This window comes from Marmoricola sp. RAF53, assembly GCF_052114005.1.
Classification (GTDB): domain Bacteria; phylum Actinomycetota; class Actinomycetes; order Propionibacteriales; family Nocardioidaceae; genus Marmoricola.
Genome location: NZ_JBFRDX010000017.1, coordinates 1 through 17038 on the forward strand (window position 1 = coordinate 1; position 17038 = coordinate 17038).

The window sequence follows — 17038 nt, forward strand, 5'->3', positions numbered from 1 at the left end:
CGGCGGGGCCGGCGGGGCCGGCGGGGTGCTGGTGCCGAAGTCGACGGTCGGCGGCGTCTGCTGGCCCTCGGGGGCCTCGTAGAAGTCGCGCTTGCCGACCCCGGCGATCCCGGAGAAGAACATCCACGGGATCGTGACGACCAGCTTGTTCAGCGTCGCGACGGCGTCGTTGTAGTACTGCCGCGCGAAGGAGATCTTGTCCTCGGTGTCGCGCAGCTGCTGCTGCAGGTCGAGGAACTGCACGTTCGCCTTGAGGTCGGGGTACGCCTCGGCGACGGCGTTCACCTTCACCAGCGCCTGCTGCACGGCGGCGTCGGCGGCGGCCTTGGCCGGGACGTCGTCGCCCTTCGCCGCGGCCGCGAGACCGGCGCGGGCCGCGGTGACCTCGTCGAAGACGGCACGCTCGTGCTGGGCGTAGCCCTTCACGGTCTCGACCAGGTTCGGGATCAGGTCCGCACGCCGGGTCAGCTGGACGTCGATCCCGCCGAGTGCCTCCTGGGCGCTCACGTCGGTCGTGCGCAGCTTGTTGAAGCCGACGACGCCGAAGACGACCAGGGCGATGATCAGGACGATCACGATCAGGGCGATGAGCATGTCTTACCCGCTTTCGATTCGATGCTGTCTCGACGTGCCGTACCGGTATTCAAGCGGACCGTGCCTCTCACCACGAGCCACCACCGCCGCCACCGCCGCCGCCACCGCCGCTGAACCCGCCTCCGCCGCCGCTGGACGACGAGCTCTGGGTGGCCTCGTAGGAGGAGATCGCGGAGGAGACCGCGGAGTCGAAGCTGCCGACCATCTGGTTGACGAAGCCGGCCGAGTGCACCCCGGTGTAGCCGCCGAAGTACACCGGCACCGGCGGCTCCTCACCGGTCTCGAGCCGGTACTTCTTGGCCCACTCGTCGGCGCAGTCGAAGGCCACCGCCCACGGCAAGTACTGGGTGTAGAGCTCCTTGCGGCTGGAGAAGTCGAAGCGGTCCTGGGCCGACGGGGTGGAGAGGATCCGGTGGAAGCCGCCGACGCGGGACCAGAGGTCGCGCCCGGCGGCGGTGCGCTTCGTGCCGGCGCCGGTCGCGCCGACGCTGAGCGCGGTGATCGCGAAGAGCCCGGGGATGATCGCCAGGATCGACATGTCGAACGGGTTCCACACGCCGAGGGCGATCGTCGCGCCCCAGGCGAGCAGCAGCACGAAGCAGCCCCCGCCGCCCAGGCCGCTGGACTCCATCAGACCGGCGGTGCGCGACCAGATCTTGGTGTTCGACTTGAACGCCGCCAGCGAGGTCTTCAGCTGCTGACCGGCGCTGACCGTCCCGGGTCCGGCCGTGAACGACTGCCCGGGCGCGGTCACGCCGAGACCGTAGACGGCGTTCTGGGTGACGTTGTCGAGCTCGGACCAGGAGTCCGCGCTGCCGGCCCCGGTGACGGTCCACTGCTTGCCGTCCTGGTGGAGCTGGACGGTGCCGTTCTCGGCGGCGTACATCATCGTCGCGACGAACGCCTTGTTGTCGATGTCCTCGGTCAGGAGGTACGCCGCCTGCGCCGGCCCGATCCCGTCCGGCGGGGCGTACATCAGCGGGAAGCCGGGCGGCTTCTCCCGGGTCGAGAGGCTGAGCACCGCGCCGACCGCGGCCAGCCCGAGGGCGAAGAGGGCGACGAAGCCGAGCAGCACCGGGCTGCGCCCGAGCACCGGGTCGAGCCGGTTGCTCCACGGCAGCGTGTCGGCCGCCGGGGTCGGGATGTCGAGACCGGCGCGGATCGTGACCGGGGTGTGCGGGGCGAGCGCGCCCGTGACGACGGTGACCTCGTCGGTGCCCTCGCCCTGCGCGTTGCAGGGGTCGAGGTCCTGGCCGAGCCCGATGCCGCAGCGCAGCGTCTCGGCGGGGGCCGGCAGGTGCACGACCAGGCGGGTCCTCGCGATCGGCATCTGCCAGCCCGGCGGGACCAGGTTCCAGTAGAACTGCGTGTCCGTGCGGCCGACGCCGTCGGTGAGCACGCCGTCGATCGTGTAGCTGATCCGGTAGACGTGGTCGCCGAAGACGGTGGTGCCGGCACTGCCGATCTTCACGTTCCGGTAGCGGCCGCGCTTCTCGGTGAGGACCTGGAACTCCTCGGGGCTGCCGTCCCGGGTGACGGTGATGTCCTTCGGGACCAGCCGGTTGTGGCTGTGGTTCGGGTCCCGGGTGTCGAAGAACCGGAAGATGCCGTGCCGGGAGGTCGGGAAGTTCACCGTGATGGTCTCGACGACCTTCATCTGCCCGTCGGCGCGGACGTCGAAGTCGGCCCGGTAGTCGGTGATCGAGGAGACCTCGGGGGCGTCGCCGCCGCTGGAGGGCCAGACGATTCCCCCGATGGCGATGACGGCCGCCAGCACGACGAGACCGATCCCCCACCCCAAGACCTTCTTCATGGTGGGGACACTAGCGACCCGGCGCGCTCCGTTGGGACGAGCACGCCTAGTCCGCTCGGGTCAGGACCGGGCGCCCGGCTCGCCCTCGCCGACGCCGGACAGCACGTAGAGCTCCAGCTCCCCGGCGAGCTGCTCGCTCACCCGGGCGTGGATCAGCGTGCCGTCGCCGGTGTGCTCGACGGACAGCACCTCGGCCTTGTCGTGCAGCCGGCTGACCAGGTCGCCGCGGCTGTACGGCAGCAGCACCCGGACGTCGATCGCCGGGCGCGGCAGGTCGGCCTCGACGGCGGCGAGGACATCGGCGATGCCCTCCCCGGTCTTCGCGGAGCAGACCACGGAGTGAGGTTCGCGCTGGCGCAGCCGGGCCAGGGTGAGCGGGTCGGCCAGGTCGGCCTTGTTGATCACCACGAGCTCGGGGACCTGGCCGGCGTCGATCTCGGCGAGCACCTCGCGGACCGCGGCGAGCTGGCCCTCGGGGTCGGGGTGCGAGCCGTCGACGACGTGCACGATCAGGTCGGCCTCGGCGACCTCCTCGAGCGTGCTCCGGAAGGCCTCGACGAGCTGGTGCGGCAGGTGCCGGACGAAGCCGACGGTGTCGCTCATCGTGTAGACCCGGCCGTCGGAGGTCTGGGTCCGCCGGGTCGTCGGGTCGAGGGTGGCGAAGAGCGCGTCCTCGACGAGCACGCCGGCGCCGGTGAGCCGGTTGAGCAGCGAGGACTTGCCGGCGTTGGTGTAGCCGGCGATCGCGACGCTCGGCACGGCGTTGCGCCGGCGCTCGCTGCGCATCGTCTTCCGGGTGGTCTTCAGCGCCCGGAGGTCGCGGCGGAGCTTCGCGATCTTGTCGTTGATCCGGCGGCGGTCGGTCTCGATCTTGGTCTCACCGGGGCCACGGCCACCGATGCCCTCACCGCCGGCGACCCGGCCACCGGCCTGGCGGGACAGGTTGCCGCCCCAGCCGCGGAGGCGCTGCTTCATGTAGCTCAGCTGGGCGAGCTCGACCTGCGCCTTGCCCTCCTTGGACTTCGCGTGCTGGGCGAAGATGTCCAGGATCAGGGCGGTCCGGTCGACGACCTTGACCTTGATCTTGTCCTCGAGGTTCCTCAGCTGGCTGGGCGCGAGCTCGCCGTCCATGATCACGGTGTCCGCACCGGTCGCCTGGACGATCTCGCGGACCCCCTCGACCTTGCCGCGGCCGATGTAGGTGGCCGGGTCGGGCTTGTCCCGGCGCTGGTAGACGTTCTCCAGGACCTGCGAGCCGGCGGTCTCGGCGAGCAGCGCGAGCTCGGCCATCGAGTTCTCGGCGTCCTCGACGGTGCCCTCGGTCCAGACGCCGACGAGCACGACGCGCTCGAGCCGGAGCTGGCGGTACTCGACCTCGGTGATGTCCTCGAGCTCGGTGGAGAGCCCGACCACGCGGCGCAGCGCGTACCGCTCGGCGAGGTCCATCGAGCCGACGCTGGGCTCGTCGAGGTCGTCCTCGGGATCGTCCTCGGACCAGGGGTCGGCGGTGGCGGCCGGGTCGAGGTCCTCGTCCCAGCCGGCGGTCTCCTCGAGCTCGTCGCCGAGGTCGAAAGGTTCAGGTGTGTTCGTCATACGGCGTCCAGACTATGCCCGCGGTGCAACGGGTTTGGGCCGGTGCATGCCGTCGCGGACCTCGGGTACCCCCGCAGCATGAGCCAGGAACCGCAGGAGCGACCGCCCACCGACGTCGACGTGGATGCCGAGCGGCTGGTCGTGGAGGACGAGCAGAGCGACCCGCAGACCCGCCCGTACGTCGCCGAGGACGACGAGCCGGTTCCGGGGCGGCCGGACCCCGATCGCTTCGTGGAGGAGAACGCCGCGACATCGCTGGACCAGCCCTCGGACGAGATCGGATGAGCGAGCAGGCGGGCGAGCCCCGCGACGTCCTCGACTCCGAACCGGGGTTCGGGGAGGACTCGGGCACCGCCGGCGACATGGGCGTGAGCAGCGAGCGCGTCGGGAAGGTGCGCGGTTCGGCGGAGCCGGCCACCAGCGGCAACGAGAGCCTCGCGAACGAGGAACCGGTCGACCCGCCGCCGGAGCAGTCCGCCTAGGCATTTCCGGGTCGAAGAACCCTGTTCCGGTTCCGCAATCTGTGGTTGTGTGGCGGTGAGGGAGGGGACCGGACGTACGAACGCCCGGCCGGCCCCTTACGCAGGGACCGCACCGGGCGTTCGTCACGCGTGCTCGCGCACCCGGAGACTCACTTGGGAGGCATCCGGATGCCGCCGTCGACGCGGATGGTCTCGGCGTTCATGTAGGAATTCGTGATGCACTCGACGACCATCGAGGCGAGCTCGTCCGGCACGCCGAGGCGCTTCGGGAAGAGCACGTTCTGACCGAGGTTGGCCTTGAACGCCTCCGACTCGGGGCCCTCACCGTAGATCGGGGTGTCGATCAGGCCCGGCGCCACGGTGTTCAGGCGGATGCCGGCGGCGGACAGGTCGCGGGCGACCGGCAGGGTCATGCCGACCACGCCGCCCTTGGACGCCGAGTACGACGCCTGGCCGATCTGGCCGTCGAACGCGGCCACCGAGGCCAGGTTGACGATCGCGCCGCGCTCGCCGCTCTCGTTCGGCTCGTTGAGGCTCATCGCGGTGGCCGCGAGGCGGACCGCGTCGAAGGTGCCGATCAGGTTGATCGCGATGACCTTCTTGAAGGCGTCGAGGTTGTGCGCCGAGTCCGGGTTGCCGTCGCGGCCGATGGTGCGCTGCGCCCAGCCGATGCCGGCCGAGTTCACGAGCGCGCGCAGCGGCGCCAGCTCCACCGCGGTGTCGACCGCGTTCTGGATCTGCTCGGTGTTGGTGACGTCGACGCTGACGAACACGCCGCCGATCTCCTGGGCGACGGCCTGACCGCGCTCGGCGTTCAGGTCGGCGACGACGACGACGGCACCCTTGGCGGCGAGCTGCCGTGCAGCCGCCTCACCGATGCCGGAAGCGCCGCCGGTGACGATTGCACTGGCTCCGTTGATGTCCATGCCGGGCATCCTAGGTCCGAACGCGGTGAGGAGGTCGACGAGGTCGCCCTGCGACCCTCCCGAGACCCGGGGACGCTCAGGAGGGGACCGTCACCTGGGCGGCCGAGGGCGGGAAGCACTGCCGGAACAGGTCCCGGGCGGCCGGGGTGCCGGTCACCTCGAGCCGCTCGTCGTCGAGGTCGCCGCGGGTCAGTGCGAAGAGCGCGGCCGCGGTGCCGGTGAAGGTGAGGTCGGGGGTCGCGGTGGTGTCGGCGCGGACGAGCCGGCCGTCGCGGACCTCGAGCCAGTGCTCCTCGCCGTCGAGCAGGAACCGGACCCGGAGGCTCTGGCCGGCGGCGCCGACGGCGTCGAAGAGGGCGCCGGCGCCGCCGTAGACCGCGGCGCGGGGCCGGATCCCGTCGACGTCGGGCTCGGGCAGGTACGGCATCCCGAACTGGGCGAGCGCGCGCAGCACCGGGCGGATCCGGGTGCCGTCGCGGGTGAGCCGGTAGACGGTCCGGGCGGCCGGCGCGGGCAGCTCGTGCTGCTCGACGAGTCCGGCGGCCTCGAGGTCGCGGAGCCGCTCGGTGAGCAGGTTCGAGGCGATCCCGGGCAGGGCCGAGCGCAGGTCGGTGAAGCGCTGCTCGCCGAACGAGAGCTCGCGCAGGACCAGCAGGGTCCAGCGGTCGCCGATCCGGTCGAGCGCGGTCGCGATCGTGCAGTACTGCTCGTAGCTCTTCCTGGACACGGGCTCAGTGTAGTTCTGGTTTTGTTTCTGAATCAAGTGGTTGATTTTTTAAACCACGAGGGTCTAGGGTCCTGCCATGACTTCCGACTCCCCCGTCGCCGAACGGCGCCCGGCCCGGCCCGCGGCCAACCCGTGGGCGGTCCTCGGCATCGCCAGCCTGGCCGCGTTCATGGTCTTCCTGGACACCCAGGTGCTCTTCGTCGCCTTCGAGGACCTCCGCGCCGACTTCCCCGACGTCAGCTTCGCGACGATGTCGTGGACCCTGTCGGCGTACACGATCGCGCTAGCGGCGGCCCTGGTCCCCGCCGGCCGGCTCGCCGACCGGTTCGGGCGCCGCCGTACCTTCCTGGTCGGCCTGGTCGCCTTCACGCTCGCCTCCGCCCTCTGCGCCGCCGCCACCTCGCCGGCCCTGCTGGTCGCCTTCCGGGTCCTCCAGGCGCTCGGCGCCGCCGCCCTGGTACCCGCCTCGCTGGCGATCGTGCTCTCGGTCTTCCCGAGCGAGAAGGTGCCCGCCGCCGTCGCGATCTGGGGCGCGATCGCCGCCCTCGCCGCCGCCGTCGGCCCGACCGCGGGCGGCCTGCTCGTCGACACCTGGGGCTGGCGCTCGGTCTTCCTCATCAACCTCCCCGTCGGGGCCGCCGCCTTCCTGCTCGCGCTGCGCCGCGTCCCGGAGTCGCGCGAAGCCACCCAGACCCGGTTCCCCGACCCGCTCGGCATCGGGCTCCTCGCCGCCGCGCTCAGCCTGCTCGCGCTCGGCATCGTGCAGGGCAACGACTGGGAGTGGGGCTCCGCGCGCACCCTGGGCGTCCTCGCCGGCGGCCTGGTCGTCCTCGCCGTCTTCGTGGTCCGCTCGCTGGGCCACCCGCACCCGGCGCTCGACCTCTCCCTCTTCGGAGGCCGATCCTTCCGGTGGGCGAACATCGCGACCGCGGCGTTCACCATCGGCTTCACCGCGATGTTCTTCGCGCAGGTCCTGTTCCTGACCCAGGTCTGGGGCTACGGGATCGTGAAGACCGGCCTGGTGATGGCACCCGGACCGCTGGTCGTGATGGTGCTCGCGCCGTCGCTCGGCCGGCTCGCCGGCCGGGTCGGGCAGCGGGCGCTGCTCGTCCCCGGCGGCCTCGTGTACGCCGCCAGCGGACTCTGGATGCTCGCCGTGATGACCACCGAGCCGAACTGGGTCGGCCACCTGCTCCCGGGTGCGCTGATCGGCGGGCTCGGTGTCTCGCTGGTGATCCCGCACCTGACCAGCGCGGCCGTCCAGGGCCTGCCCACCGACCAGTTCGGCGCCGGCTCCGCGGTGAACCAGGCGATCCGCCAGTTCGGCGCCACCTTCGGCGTCGCGCTGACCGTCGCGCTCCTCGGCACCGTCACCCCCGCCACCGCGCTCGACCACTTCCACCGCGTCTGGTGGATGTTGGTGATCTGCGGCGTGCTCACCTCGCTCGCCGCGCTCGCCCTCCCCCGCAAGGCACGGGCCGCCACCCCGGCAGCGGTCCCGACCCTCGACCCCACCCCGATCGGAGAAGCCGCATGACTCTCGACACCACGCCTCTCGACACCACGCCTCTCGACCTGGACGCCCTGGCCCGGTTGACCGGCCTGGAGCTGATGCAGGCGGTCGGCCGCGGCGACGTGCCGCCGCCCGGGATCGCGGTCACGCTCGGGATGATGCCGGTGGAGATCGACGAGGGCGTCTGCACCTTCGAGCTGTCGCCCGACGAGCGGATGACGAACCCGCTCGGCACCATCCACGGCGGCGTCGCCGCCACGATCCTGGACTCCTGCATGGGGTGCGCGGTGCACACCACGCTCGCGCCGGGCGTCGGCTACACGACCGCCCAGCTCAACGTGCACTACCTGCGCGCGATGAGCCCGGGGATGGGCACGGTCCGGGCCACCGGCACCGTTCTGCACCGCGGTCGCACCCAAGCGACGGCCGAGGGACGGCTGTGGTCGGCGGACGGCAAGCTGATCGCGCACGCCACGACGACCTGCCTGATCCTGGGGTCCTGAACCGGACCGTCCGTCACAAGTCGGTGACGCCCTCCGCGACGAGGACGGCCGGCCCGGTCAGCAGGATCCGGTCGTCCTCGGTCCAGACGATCTCCAGGGTGCCGCCCGGCACGTCCACCGTGTACGGCGTACCCCTCGGTGTCGTCCCCTCCTGGGCGCCGTCCGCGATCGCGGTCGCGACCATCGCGGCGCAGGCGCCGGTGCCGCAGGAGCGGGTCTCCCCGGAGCCGCGCTCGTGCACCCGCATCGCGATGTGCCGGTCACCGCGGCGGACGACGAACTCGATGTTCACCCCGTCGGGGTAGACCGCCTTGTCGTACTCCGGCTCCTCGCGCAGCGGGCCCGCGTCGGCGAGGTCGTCGACGAAGGCCACCGCGTGCGGGTTGCCCATCGAGATCCGGGCGGCCGGCCAGGAGCGCTCGCCGACGGCGACCTTGGTCTCGGTGAGGACCTCGGGTGCGCCCATGTCGACGGTGATCCGGTCACCTTCGAAGGTCAGCTCCTTGATCCCGGCGCGGGTGGCGATCCGCAGCGGATCGCGCGGGTCGACGTCGGCGTGGGTGGCCAGGTAGAGGCCGAGCACGCGGACGCCGTTGCCGCACATCTCCGAGAGCGACCCGTCGCTGTTGCGGTAGTCCATGAACCAGCGCGCGTCCCCGCGGGCGGCGACCGCGGCCGGATCCTCGCTGGCGTCGGTGCGGACCACCCGGATCACGCCGTCGGCGCCGATGCCGGCCCGCCGGTCGCACAACCGGGCGACCTGCTCGGCGGTGAGGTCGAGCCGGCCGTTGGCATCGGGAACCAGCACGAAGTCGTTCTCGGTGCCGTGACCCTTGACGAAGGAGTAGTCCACGCCGGAAGTCTACGGACGCGGTTCCGAGTCGGGCGCCGCGCGCCCTCCTCCACCACCGGAAGGATCAGGTCAGCCGGCCGGCCGGGGTGTTCTTGGCGGTCAGGCCCGGGTCGCGGATGACGACGTCACCGAGCACCTCGTCGATCTTCGCCATCGTCTCGGCCGGCAGCGTCACCCCGGCGGCCTTCACGTTCTCGGCGACCTGCTCGGGCCTGGAGGCGCCGACCAGCGCGGCGGCGACGTTCGGGTTCTGCAGCACCCAGGCGACGGCGAGCTGGGCCAGCGTCAGGTCGACCTCCGCGGCGACCGGCCGCAGCCGCTGCACCGCCTCGAGGATGTCCTCGCCCATCAGCCGGCCGATGAAGTTCGCGCCGTGCTCGTCGGTGGCCCGGGAGCCGGCCGGCGGCGGCTGTCCCGGCAGGTACTTGCCGGTGAGCACGCCCTGGGCGATCGGCGACCAGACGATCTGGGAGATGCCGAGCTCCTCGCACGCCGGCACCACCTCGGGCTCGATGACCCGGTAGAGCATCGAGTACTGCGGCTGGCTGGAGATGAGCTGCACGCCGAGGTCCTTCGCCAGCGCGGCACCGGCCCGGATCTGCTCGGCGGTCCACTCGCTGACCCCGATGTAGAGCGCCTTGCCGCTGCGGACGACGTCCGCGAACGCCTGCATCGTCTCCTCCAGCGGCGTCTCCACGTCGTACCGATGGGCCTGGTAGAGGTCGACGTAGTCGGTGCGCAGCCGGCGCAGCGAGCCGTTGATCGACTCCAGGATGTGCTTGCGCGACAGCCCCATGTCGTTCGGGCCGCCCGGGCCGGTCGGCCAGTAGACCTTGGTGAAGATCTCCAGGGACTCGCGCCGCTCCCCGGCGAGCGCGTCCCCGAGGACCGTCTCGGCCGCCGTGTTCGCGTAGACGTCGGCGGTGTCGAAGGTGGTGACGCCCTCGTCGAGGGCCGCCCGGACGCACTGGGTGGCGACGTCGTTCTCCACCTGGGAGCCGTGGGTGATCCAGTTCCCGTAGGTGATCGCGGAGATCTTCAGGCCGCTGTTGCCGAGGTATCGGAATTCCATGTGCCTGATTCTGCACCCGGCGAACCTTCGACCCGCCTCGCAGCGTCTGAGGAGAAGGAGGAACATCGGGAGCGGGGCACTCCGGAAGGAGGCGGACATGCGGAACGCGAGCGACGTCACCGCGTTCTGCGAGTTCGTCGAAGCCCGCTCCGCCTCGCTGTTCCGCTGCGCGTACCTGATGGTCGGCGACCACCAGCTGGCCCAGGACCTGCTCCAGGAGGCGCTGGTCAAGACCCTGCTCGCGTGGCCGCGCCTGCGTGACCGCGCCAACGCGGACGCCTACACCCGGCGGGTCGTCGTCACGACGTCCATCTCCTGGCGACGGCGCCGCTCGTTCCACGAGAGGCCGACGGACGCCCTCCCGGAGCGGGTCGACCTCGACCCCGCCGAGGGCCTGGCCACCCACGACGCGGTGGTCGCGGCGCTGATGACGGTGCCGCCGCGGCAGCGGGCCGCGATCGTGCTGCGCTACTACGAGGACCTCACCGAGGCGCAGACCGCCGACGTCATGGGGTGCTCGGTCGGGGCGGTCAAGAGCCAGGTCGCGGCCGGGTTGAAGCGGCTCCGCGCCGTCCTCGGCCAGAACTTCGACGAGACCGTGACCACCGAACGGGAGCCGTCCTCATGAACGAGTCCCTGGGCGTCCTGCTGCGTCGCAGCGCCGACGCGGTCCCCGATCCCCACCTCGACGTCGCCGAGGTCGTGGCGGCAGCCCGGCAGCGGCAGCTCCGGCGCCGCAGGCTGGCGCTCGCGGGCAGCACGCTGGCCCTGGTCGGAGCGATCGTGCTCGGCTCCCTCGTCTCCCGCGGCGGCGCGCGGGAGGATCCCGAACCGGCGCCGTCCCCGTCGCCGGGCGTGGTCGACCCGACACCCCGCGGCACCCGCCCCCTGGTCTACGCGTCCGGCCGGACGGTGCACATCGGCAGGAAGACCATCGAAGCCCCGGCGGACGTGATCTTCCTCGACGCCACCGACGACGGCGTCGTCTTCGTGACCGAGGACAGCGACCGGTGGCGGTTCAGCGACACCCTCTGGTTCACCGACGGGTCGGAGACCCGGGCGATCGGCCGGGTCGCGACGCAGCACTTCAGCATGTTCGACGTGCACACCTCGAACCCCGGCTCGCTGGTGGTCTGGGCCGAGGGGAAGCGCGGCCAGGCCCCGGTCGACACCTACGTCGTCTACGACACCTCCCGCCACCAGATCCTGACCAGGATCCCGTTCGCCGGGGACCGGAGCGACGGCCGGATCCTGTACTACAGCGTGCTGCACGTCGACGAGGGCCGGATCTACCTCAACCCCGACTCCGCCTCCCCCGGGTGCTGGCTCCTCGACATCCACGCCTGCACGAGGCCGTTCCTGCTCCGCCACGACCTCGCCTCGGGCGTCACGCAGCGGATCCCGCAGGCGGCGTTCGAGGCCGAGCTGCGCCCGCTCCCCCGGATGCTGCTGCTGGCCGAGCAGCGCGGCGACACCGCGACCGCGTTCACCGAACGCGGGATGGCGCGCTTCCACCAGGTGGGCAGGCGCCTCGTGGCCGTCGACTCGAACGGCGACCCGACGGTCGTCCGGCTGCCGACCGGAGAACCGGTCAGGCTCACGCTCCCGGCCCGCTACCGGTCCCCCGGCGCGCCCGAGGACGAGACCCCGGTGGTGCAGTGGCTCGACGACCACCGGATCGTGCTGTTCCCGAACAAGGGCGGGGGCGACCTGCCGCCGAAGACCGGCGACCTGCTGGTCTGCGGGCTGCCGGACGGCCGGTGCACCGTCGCGGTCCGCGCCGCGCGGACCCCGTACGTCGCCCCGGGCTGACCGGGCCGCGCCTCAGCCCAGCCCGGTCACCGCAGCACCCGCAGCCTCCGGCAGGCGAACTCACCGTTCTCGTCGAGGGCCACAGACTCGAACTCGATCCGCCGCGGCAGCAGCGGCGCGCCGGAACCGAGGGTGAGCGGCGCGTACTGGATCCACACCTCGTCGAGCAGTCCGTGGTCGTGGAACTGGCCGACCAGGTCGCCGCCGCCGACGAGCCAGACGTTCTTCTCCCCCGCCGCCTCGACCATCGCGGCGTGCACCTGCGGGACAGGGGCGTCGGTGAACCGGACGTCACCCTCGGGAGCCGGGAAGTCGCGGTGGGTGAGCACCCACGTCGGCATCGCGTAGGGCCACGGCCCGTCGTCGTGGTCGAGCAGCCACTGGTAGGTCGTCGACCCCATCACGAGCGCGCCGACCTCGGCGATGAACGCCTCGTAGCCCTGCGGCCCGGCCTGATCGATCTGCCGGGTGAGCAACCAGGCGAGGCCGTCTTCCGGCTCGGCGGCGATGAACCCGTCCAGGCTCGAGGCGGTGAAGTACTGGGTGACCATGCGACCACCCTCGCATCCGCCGCCGACACACCGCCGGGCTCCCGATTCCGTCGGTGCCGCGTGTCACTCTCGGAGCATGGACGCACCGATCGAGGACGTGCTGATGCTCCGGGGCCAGACCCGGCACTGCGCCGACTGCGGGACCGCCACCGTCTTCCTCCCCGTCGAGGCGGACGCATGGGTGTGCACCGCGTGCGACGCGGCCGTGTGGCTCACGCCGGCGGTCACTCCCCGGCGAGCCGCCTGACCACGTCGGCGGCGGTCGCGACGCGGTCGGGGTCGTCGTACCGGACCCAGGTGACCCGCGGGTCCTTGCGGAACCAGCTGTCCTGGCGGCGGGCGAACCGGCGGGTCCCGGTGACCGTCTGCTCGCGGGCCTGCTCCTCGGTGATCTCCCCGTCGAGGAACGCCAGCACCTGGCGGTAGCCGAGGGCACGGTTCGCGGTCAGGCCGTCGCGCAGGCCACGACCGGCCAGGTCCCGGACCTCCTCGACGAAGCCGGCCGCCCACATCGCGTCCACCCGGTCGGCGATCCGCCGGTCCAGGGTGTCCCGGTCGATGTCCACGCCGATCTGGACCGTCGCCGGGTCGACGTACGCCGGCTCCGGCAGCGTCGCGACGAACGGCTCGCCGGTCATCGTGACCACCTCGAGCGCCCGCACGATCCGGCGCCCGTTGGACGGGATGATCGCCGCGGCCGCGGCCGGGTCGACCGCGGCGAGCCGGCGGTGCAGCTCGCCGGGCCCGACCTCGGCGAGCTCGGCGTCGAAGCGGGCCCGCAGCTCGGGGTCGGTGCCGGGGAACTCGAAGACGTCCAGGATCGCCCGCGTGTAGAGCGCGGAGCCGCCGACCAGGACCGGCACCACGCCGCGTGCCCGGCAGTCCGCGATCACCGCGCGGGCCCAGCCCTGGAACTCGGCGACGGTGGCCGGTTCGGTGACCTCGAGCAGGTCGAGCAGGTGGTGCGGGAGGCCGCGGCGCTCGGCGACGGGGAGCTTCGCGGTGCCGATGTCCATGCCGCGGTAGACCTGCATCGCGTCGGTGTTGACGACCTCGCCGCCGAGCTCGCCGGCCAGGCCGAGCGCGAGGTCGGACTTGCCCGACGCGGTCGCGCCGACCACGGCCACGACCGGAGTTCTTGACATGGCGCAAGTGTGCCAAGACTGTGGACCGGACCGGGCACCCGCTCGGGCGATCACGTGGTGCGGCAGAGAGCGAGCAGGCTGATGGGATTCCTGGACGACGCCAAGGACAAGCTCGGCGACGCGGTCGACAGCCAGGGCGAGAAGATCGGCGACGGCCTCGACAAGGCGGGCGACCTGATCGGCGAGAAGACCGGCGGCAAGTACGACGACAAGATCGACGCCGGCGTCGACAAGGCCAAGGACGTCCTCGACGGCCTCGACGGTCGCGACGACGACATCAGCTGATCGGGGGCCGGGGGCGCCGGGCGGTGCCGACGCCCCCCTCGCTGCTCCGACACCCGGTCAGGCTCCCTCGACGACCGGGAAGATCTGGTCGGCGACCAGGCCGTGTGCTTCGGCGTGGACCTTCGCCGCCGTCGCGGCGTCGGGCGCCTCGACGAGGCAGAACACCTTCCCGTTCGCCTCGTCGACCCAGTAGCTGCGGTAGTCCACGCCGTACCGGTCCTGGATCTTGAGGTCCTCGGCGTGCGCGCCGGCGACGTCGGCGGCGGTCGCGCCGTCGGGAAGGCTTTCGTGGACATCCATGAAGAGAGGCATTGCTTGCTCCTGTGCTGAGTGGTTGATCCGAGAGGTTTCTCTGACACACTCAGCCTCGTGGCCCCGTCCCTCTCGGACCATGACCGCGCCCCCGGCGTACCTGATCGGGAACCCGCCGAAGCACTTGCCGAGACGCTCACCCGGCTCCGGATCCAGGGCGCGATCTTCCTGCACGCCCAGTACACCGAGGGGTGGGCGTTCCGCTCGGTACCCAGCAAGGACCTGGGCGCGATCCTCGCTCCCGGCGCACCGCGGATCGTGCCCTTCCACGTCGTCGCCTCGGGGACCTGCTGGATCGAGGTCGAGGGCCACGAACGGCACTGGGCGAACGCCGGCGACGTGATCGTGCTGCCGTACTCCGACCGGCACCGGATGGGCGGCACCCAGGACGCGGTGGTGGTCGATGCCAGCACCCTGGTCCCGCGCCCGCCGTGGACGAAGATGCCGTACATCGTGCACGGCGACGGAGGCGACCAGACCCGGATCGTCTGCGGCTACATCACCTGCGACGACCCGCTGTTCGATCCCGGGCTGCGAGCGCTGCCGCCCACCTTGGTCGTGACGCCCACCGGGGTCGCGGCCGAGTGGGTCCGTGCCAGTCTCGACTTCGCGCTGCAGCAGACCGAGCTCGTCGGCGCGGAGCAGGTCGAGACGCCACCGATGCTGGTCCAGCTGCTGCTGGTCGAGGTTCTCAAGCTGCACCTGGCGAGTGCCCCCGCGGCCGAGCGGGGCTTCGTGCGGGCGCTGCGCGACCCGGTCGTGGCCGCCGCGATGGCGCGGATCCACGCCGAACCCGAGCGCAAGTGGACCGTCGGCGACCTCGCCGCCGCGGCGAGCGTGTCGGCGTCCGTGCTCGACGAGCGGTTCCGCACCGAGCTGGGCCTTCCGCCGATCCGGTACCTGACCGGCTGGCGGATGCACCTGGCCCAGGACCTGCTCTCCTCGACGACCTTGGGCGTCGCGACCATCGCCCGCCGGGTCGGCTACGAGTCGGAGGAGGCGTTCAGCCGTGCATTCAAGCGCAAGCACGGCGTCCCGCCGGGCCGCTGGCGCACCCGCGACTGACTCACCCGCATGCGAACCGGCCGGAACGGGCACCGGCAGGTCATGACAGATCAGCTTCCCGTGCCGACCATCGACGAAGACCCGGACCCGGGGAACCTGGCCGGCGGGCCCGACGCCGTCGAGCAGAAGGGGCCGTTCCCGCCGGTGCCGCCCGACGAGCCGCTGACCGAGCAGATGGCCGACGAGATCCCCGACGAGCTCCAGGAGCCCGAGGAACCGGACAGCAACACCGCGCAGTCCGACCCGAGCAAGGAGCCGACGGACTAGAGGTTCAGCCGCAGGCGGGCACGTCCGGCAGCGGCGCCGGGACACCGAGGCCCGGCATGCCGAGCCCGACCCCGGCTGCCCCCGTGGACGTGCTCGGCGCGGCGGTGCGGTTCTCCCAGGCCTCGCCCGCACGGGTACGCCGGACCGCGACGAGCGGGCCGTCCGCGATCAGGTAGGTCGGCGAGCCGTAGGTGACCCGGGCCTCGACCATGTCGCCCGGCCGGACCGCCACCGCGTTGCCGTCGTCGTCGACCGGGGTGAAGTGCACCAGCCGGTTGTCCCGCGCGCGACCGGAGAGCCGGTGCGTCTCGGCGTCCTTGCGGCCCTCGCCCTCGGCGACCATCAGCTCGACGACCTCGCCCTCGAACTTCCGGTTCTCCTCCCAGGAGATCTCCTGGACCAGGGCGACCAGCCGCTCGTACCGCTCACCCACGACCTTCGGGTCGACCTGGTCGGGCAGATCGGCGGCCGGGGTGCCGGGACGCTTGGAGTACTGGAAGGTGAAGGCGTTCGCGAAGCGGGCCCGGCGGACGACGTCGAGGGTGCCCTGGAAGTCCTCCTCGGTCTCGCCGGGGAAGCCGACGATGATGTCGGTGCTGATCGCGGCGTCCGGCATCGCGGCGCGGACCCGGTCGATGATGCCGAGGAAGCGGTCGGCCCGGTAGGAGCGGCGCATGTCGCGGAGCACCTTGTCGGAGCCGGACTGCAGCGGCATGTGCAGCTGGTGCATCACGTTCGGGGTCTCGGCCATCGCGGCGATCACGTCGTCGGTGAACGACGACGGGTGCGGCGAGGTGAACCGGACCCGCTCGAGGCCCGCGATCCCGCCGCAGGAGCGGAGCAGCTTGCCGAAGGCGAGCCTGTCGCCGAACTCGACGCCGTAGGTGTTCACGTTCTGACCGAGCAGGGTCACCTCGGTGACGCCCTCGGCGACGAGCGCCTCGATCTCGGCGAGGATCTCGCCGGGACGGCGGTCCTTCTCCTTGCCGCGCAGGCTCGGCACGATGCAGAAGGTGCAGGTGTTGTTGCAGCCGACCGAGATCGACACCCAGGCGGCGTACGCCGACTCGCGCTTGGTGGGCAGCGTGGAGGGGAACACGTCGAGCGACTCGAGGATCTCGACCTGCGCCTCCTCGGCGACCCGGGCCCGCTCCAGCAGCACCGGCAGCGACCCGATGTTGTGGGTGCCGAAGACGACGTCGACCCAGGGCGCCTTCTGGGTGATGGTGGCCCGGTCCTTCTGCGCGAGGCAGCCGCCGACCGCGATCTGCATCCCCGGGCGCTTCGCCTTCACCGGGGCCAGGTGGCCGAGGTTGCCGTAGAGCTTGTTGTCCGCGTTCTCGCGGACGGCGCAGGTGTTGAAGACGACCACGTCCGCCTGCTCGCCCTCGGGTGCGGCCGTGTAGCCCGCGTCCTCCAGCAGCCCGGAGAGGCGCTCGGAGTCGTGGACGTTCATCTGGCACCCGTAGGTGCGGACCTGGTACGTGCGCGGTTCAGACATAGCGCGACAAGGGTACGGCGCACC

At 71.8% G+C, this 17038-nt stretch carries 21 protein-coding genes; 10 read left to right on the forward strand and 11 right to left on the reverse strand.

Going from position 1 to position 17038, the window contains the following annotated elements:
• The 3 genes from AB4Y76_RS15055 to hflX form a co-directional block, all read right to left on the reverse strand.
• Positions 1-594: LemA family protein (locus AB4Y76_RS15055; RefSeq protein ID WP_441926670.1), on the reverse strand; the 594-nt coding region annotated here is incomplete at its 3' end.
• A 67-nt stretch (positions 595-661) separates the two neighbouring features.
• The gene (locus AB4Y76_RS15060) at positions 662-2407 is read right to left on the reverse strand and encodes a DUF2207 domain-containing protein (protein ID WP_441926672.1); all 1746 of its coding nucleotides are present in this window, start codon (positions 2405-2407) and stop codon (positions 662-664) included.
• Between the two features lie 60 nt (positions 2408-2467).
• The gene (gene hflX, locus AB4Y76_RS15065) at positions 2468-4000 is read right to left on the reverse strand and encodes a GTPase HflX (protein WP_441926674.1); all 1533 of its coding nucleotides are present in this window, start codon (positions 3998-4000) and stop codon (positions 2468-2470) included.
• Positions 4001-4078: 78 nt separating this feature from the next.
• Here hflX and AB4Y76_RS15070 point away from each other — a divergent pair, with 78 nt between their 5' ends.
• Positions 4079-4285 (forward strand): hypothetical protein, encoded by a 207-nt coding sequence (locus AB4Y76_RS15070; RefSeq protein WP_441926676.1) that lies wholly within the window; start codon positions 4079-4081, stop codon positions 4283-4285.
• The gene (locus AB4Y76_RS15075; protein ID WP_441926678.1) at positions 4282-4482 is read left to right on the forward strand and encodes a hypothetical protein; all 201 of its coding nucleotides are present in this window, start codon (positions 4282-4284) and stop codon (positions 4480-4482) included. The genes AB4Y76_RS15070 and AB4Y76_RS15075 overlap by 4 nt, the downstream gene beginning before the upstream one ends.
• Before the next feature lie 149 nt (positions 4483-4631).
• On the opposite strand, the gene AB4Y76_RS15080 is transcribed toward AB4Y76_RS15075, so the two are convergent.
• Positions 4632-5408, reverse strand: a complete 777-nt coding sequence (locus AB4Y76_RS15080) for an SDR family NAD(P)-dependent oxidoreductase (RefSeq protein ID WP_441926680.1) — start codon at positions 5406-5408, stop codon at positions 4632-4634.
• 76 nt (positions 5409-5484) lie between these two features.
• Positions 5485-6135 carry a winged helix-turn-helix transcriptional regulator gene (locus AB4Y76_RS15085; protein ID WP_441926682.1) on the reverse strand — a complete coding sequence of 217 codons (651 nt, stop codon included), beginning with the start codon at positions 6133-6135 and terminating at the stop codon, positions 5485-5487.
• 76 nt (positions 6136-6211) lie between these two features.
• Between AB4Y76_RS15085 and AB4Y76_RS15090 the strand changes: the two genes are divergently transcribed.
• Both AB4Y76_RS15090 and AB4Y76_RS15095 read left to right on the forward strand, forming a co-directional pair.
• On the forward strand, positions 6212-7672 hold the full coding sequence (locus tag AB4Y76_RS15090) for a DHA2 family efflux MFS transporter permease subunit (protein ID WP_441926684.1): 1461 nt from the start codon (positions 6212-6214) through the stop codon (positions 7670-7672).
• Positions 7669-8151 carry a PaaI family thioesterase gene (locus AB4Y76_RS15095; protein ID WP_441926686.1) on the forward strand — a complete coding sequence of 161 codons (483 nt, stop codon included), beginning with the start codon at positions 7669-7671 and terminating at the stop codon, positions 8149-8151. Before AB4Y76_RS15090 ends, AB4Y76_RS15095 begins: the two co-directional genes overlap by 4 nt.
• Before the next feature lie 13 nt (positions 8152-8164).
• Here AB4Y76_RS15095 and dapF read toward each other — a convergent pair whose 3' ends face one another.
• Both dapF and AB4Y76_RS15105 read right to left on the reverse strand, forming a co-directional pair.
• A complete protein-coding gene (gene dapF / locus AB4Y76_RS15100) occupies positions 8165-9004 on the reverse strand; it encodes a diaminopimelate epimerase (RefSeq protein ID WP_441926688.1) in 840 nt (279 codons plus the stop codon).
• Positions 9005-9068: 64 nt separating this feature from the next.
• A complete protein-coding gene (locus AB4Y76_RS15105) occupies positions 9069-10076 on the reverse strand; it encodes an aldo/keto reductase family protein (protein WP_441926690.1) in 1008 nt (335 codons plus the stop codon).
• 97 nt (positions 10077-10173) lie between these two features.
• Between AB4Y76_RS15105 and AB4Y76_RS15110 the strand changes: the two genes are divergently transcribed.
• Positions 10174-10704, forward strand: a complete 531-nt coding sequence (locus AB4Y76_RS15110) for a SigE family RNA polymerase sigma factor (RefSeq protein WP_441926692.1) — start codon at positions 10174-10176, stop codon at positions 10702-10704.
• On the forward strand, positions 10701-11888 hold the full coding sequence (locus tag AB4Y76_RS15115) for a hypothetical protein (protein WP_441926694.1): 1188 nt from the start codon (positions 10701-10703) through the stop codon (positions 11886-11888). The genes AB4Y76_RS15110 and AB4Y76_RS15115 overlap by 4 nt, the downstream gene beginning before the upstream one ends.
• A gap of 26 nt (positions 11889-11914) precedes the next feature.
• Here the strand turns inward: AB4Y76_RS15115 and AB4Y76_RS15120 are convergent, their stop codons facing one another.
• Positions 11915-12439 carry a dihydrofolate reductase family protein gene (locus AB4Y76_RS15120; RefSeq protein ID WP_441926696.1) on the reverse strand — a complete coding sequence of 175 codons (525 nt, stop codon included), beginning with the start codon at positions 12437-12439 and terminating at the stop codon, positions 11915-11917.
• Positions 12440-12515: 76 nt separating this feature from the next.
• Between AB4Y76_RS15120 and AB4Y76_RS15125 the strand changes: the two genes are divergently transcribed.
• Positions 12516-12686: a hypothetical protein gene (locus tag AB4Y76_RS15125; protein WP_441926698.1), complete on the forward strand. Its 171-nt coding sequence runs from the start codon at positions 12516-12518 to the stop codon at positions 12684-12686.
• Here the strand turns inward: AB4Y76_RS15125 and miaA are convergent.
• Entirely contained in the window at positions 12664-13584 is a 921-nt protein-coding gene (gene miaA, locus AB4Y76_RS15130) for a tRNA (adenosine(37)-N6)-dimethylallyltransferase MiaA (protein ID WP_441926699.1), read from the reverse strand. The two genes, AB4Y76_RS15125 and miaA, sit on opposite strands and share 23 nt — an antisense overlap.
• Before the next feature lie 81 nt (positions 13585-13665).
• Between miaA and AB4Y76_RS15135 the strand changes: the two genes are divergently transcribed.
• On the forward strand, positions 13666-13869 hold the full coding sequence (locus AB4Y76_RS15135; RefSeq protein WP_441926701.1) for an antitoxin: 204 nt from the start codon (positions 13666-13668) through the stop codon (positions 13867-13869).
• Positions 13870-13926: 57 nt separating this feature from the next.
• Here the strand turns inward: AB4Y76_RS15135 and AB4Y76_RS15140 are convergent, their stop codons facing one another.
• Complete coding sequence (locus AB4Y76_RS15140; protein ID WP_441926703.1) at positions 13927-14181, reverse strand: DUF4242 domain-containing protein; 255 nt, start codon at positions 14179-14181, stop codon at positions 13927-13929.
• A gap of 57 nt (positions 14182-14238) precedes the next feature.
• Here AB4Y76_RS15140 and AB4Y76_RS15145 point away from each other — a divergent pair, with 57 nt between their 5' ends.
• On the forward strand, positions 14239-15246 hold the full coding sequence (locus AB4Y76_RS15145) for an AraC family transcriptional regulator (protein WP_441926705.1): 1008 nt from the start codon (positions 14239-14241) through the stop codon (positions 15244-15246).
• A 42-nt stretch (positions 15247-15288) separates the two neighbouring features.
• Positions 15289-15513: a hypothetical protein gene (locus AB4Y76_RS15150; RefSeq protein WP_441926707.1), complete on the forward strand. Its 225-nt coding sequence runs from the start codon at positions 15289-15291 to the stop codon at positions 15511-15513.
• A gap of 4 nt (positions 15514-15517) precedes the next feature.
• On the opposite strand, the gene miaB is transcribed toward AB4Y76_RS15150, so the two are convergent.
• Positions 15518-17014, reverse strand: coding sequence for a tRNA (N6-isopentenyl adenosine(37)-C2)-methylthiotransferase MiaB (miaB, locus tag AB4Y76_RS15155; protein WP_441926709.1), 1497 nt, complete (start codon positions 17012-17014; stop codon positions 15518-15520).
• Between the last annotated feature and the right edge of the window lie 24 nt (positions 17015-17038).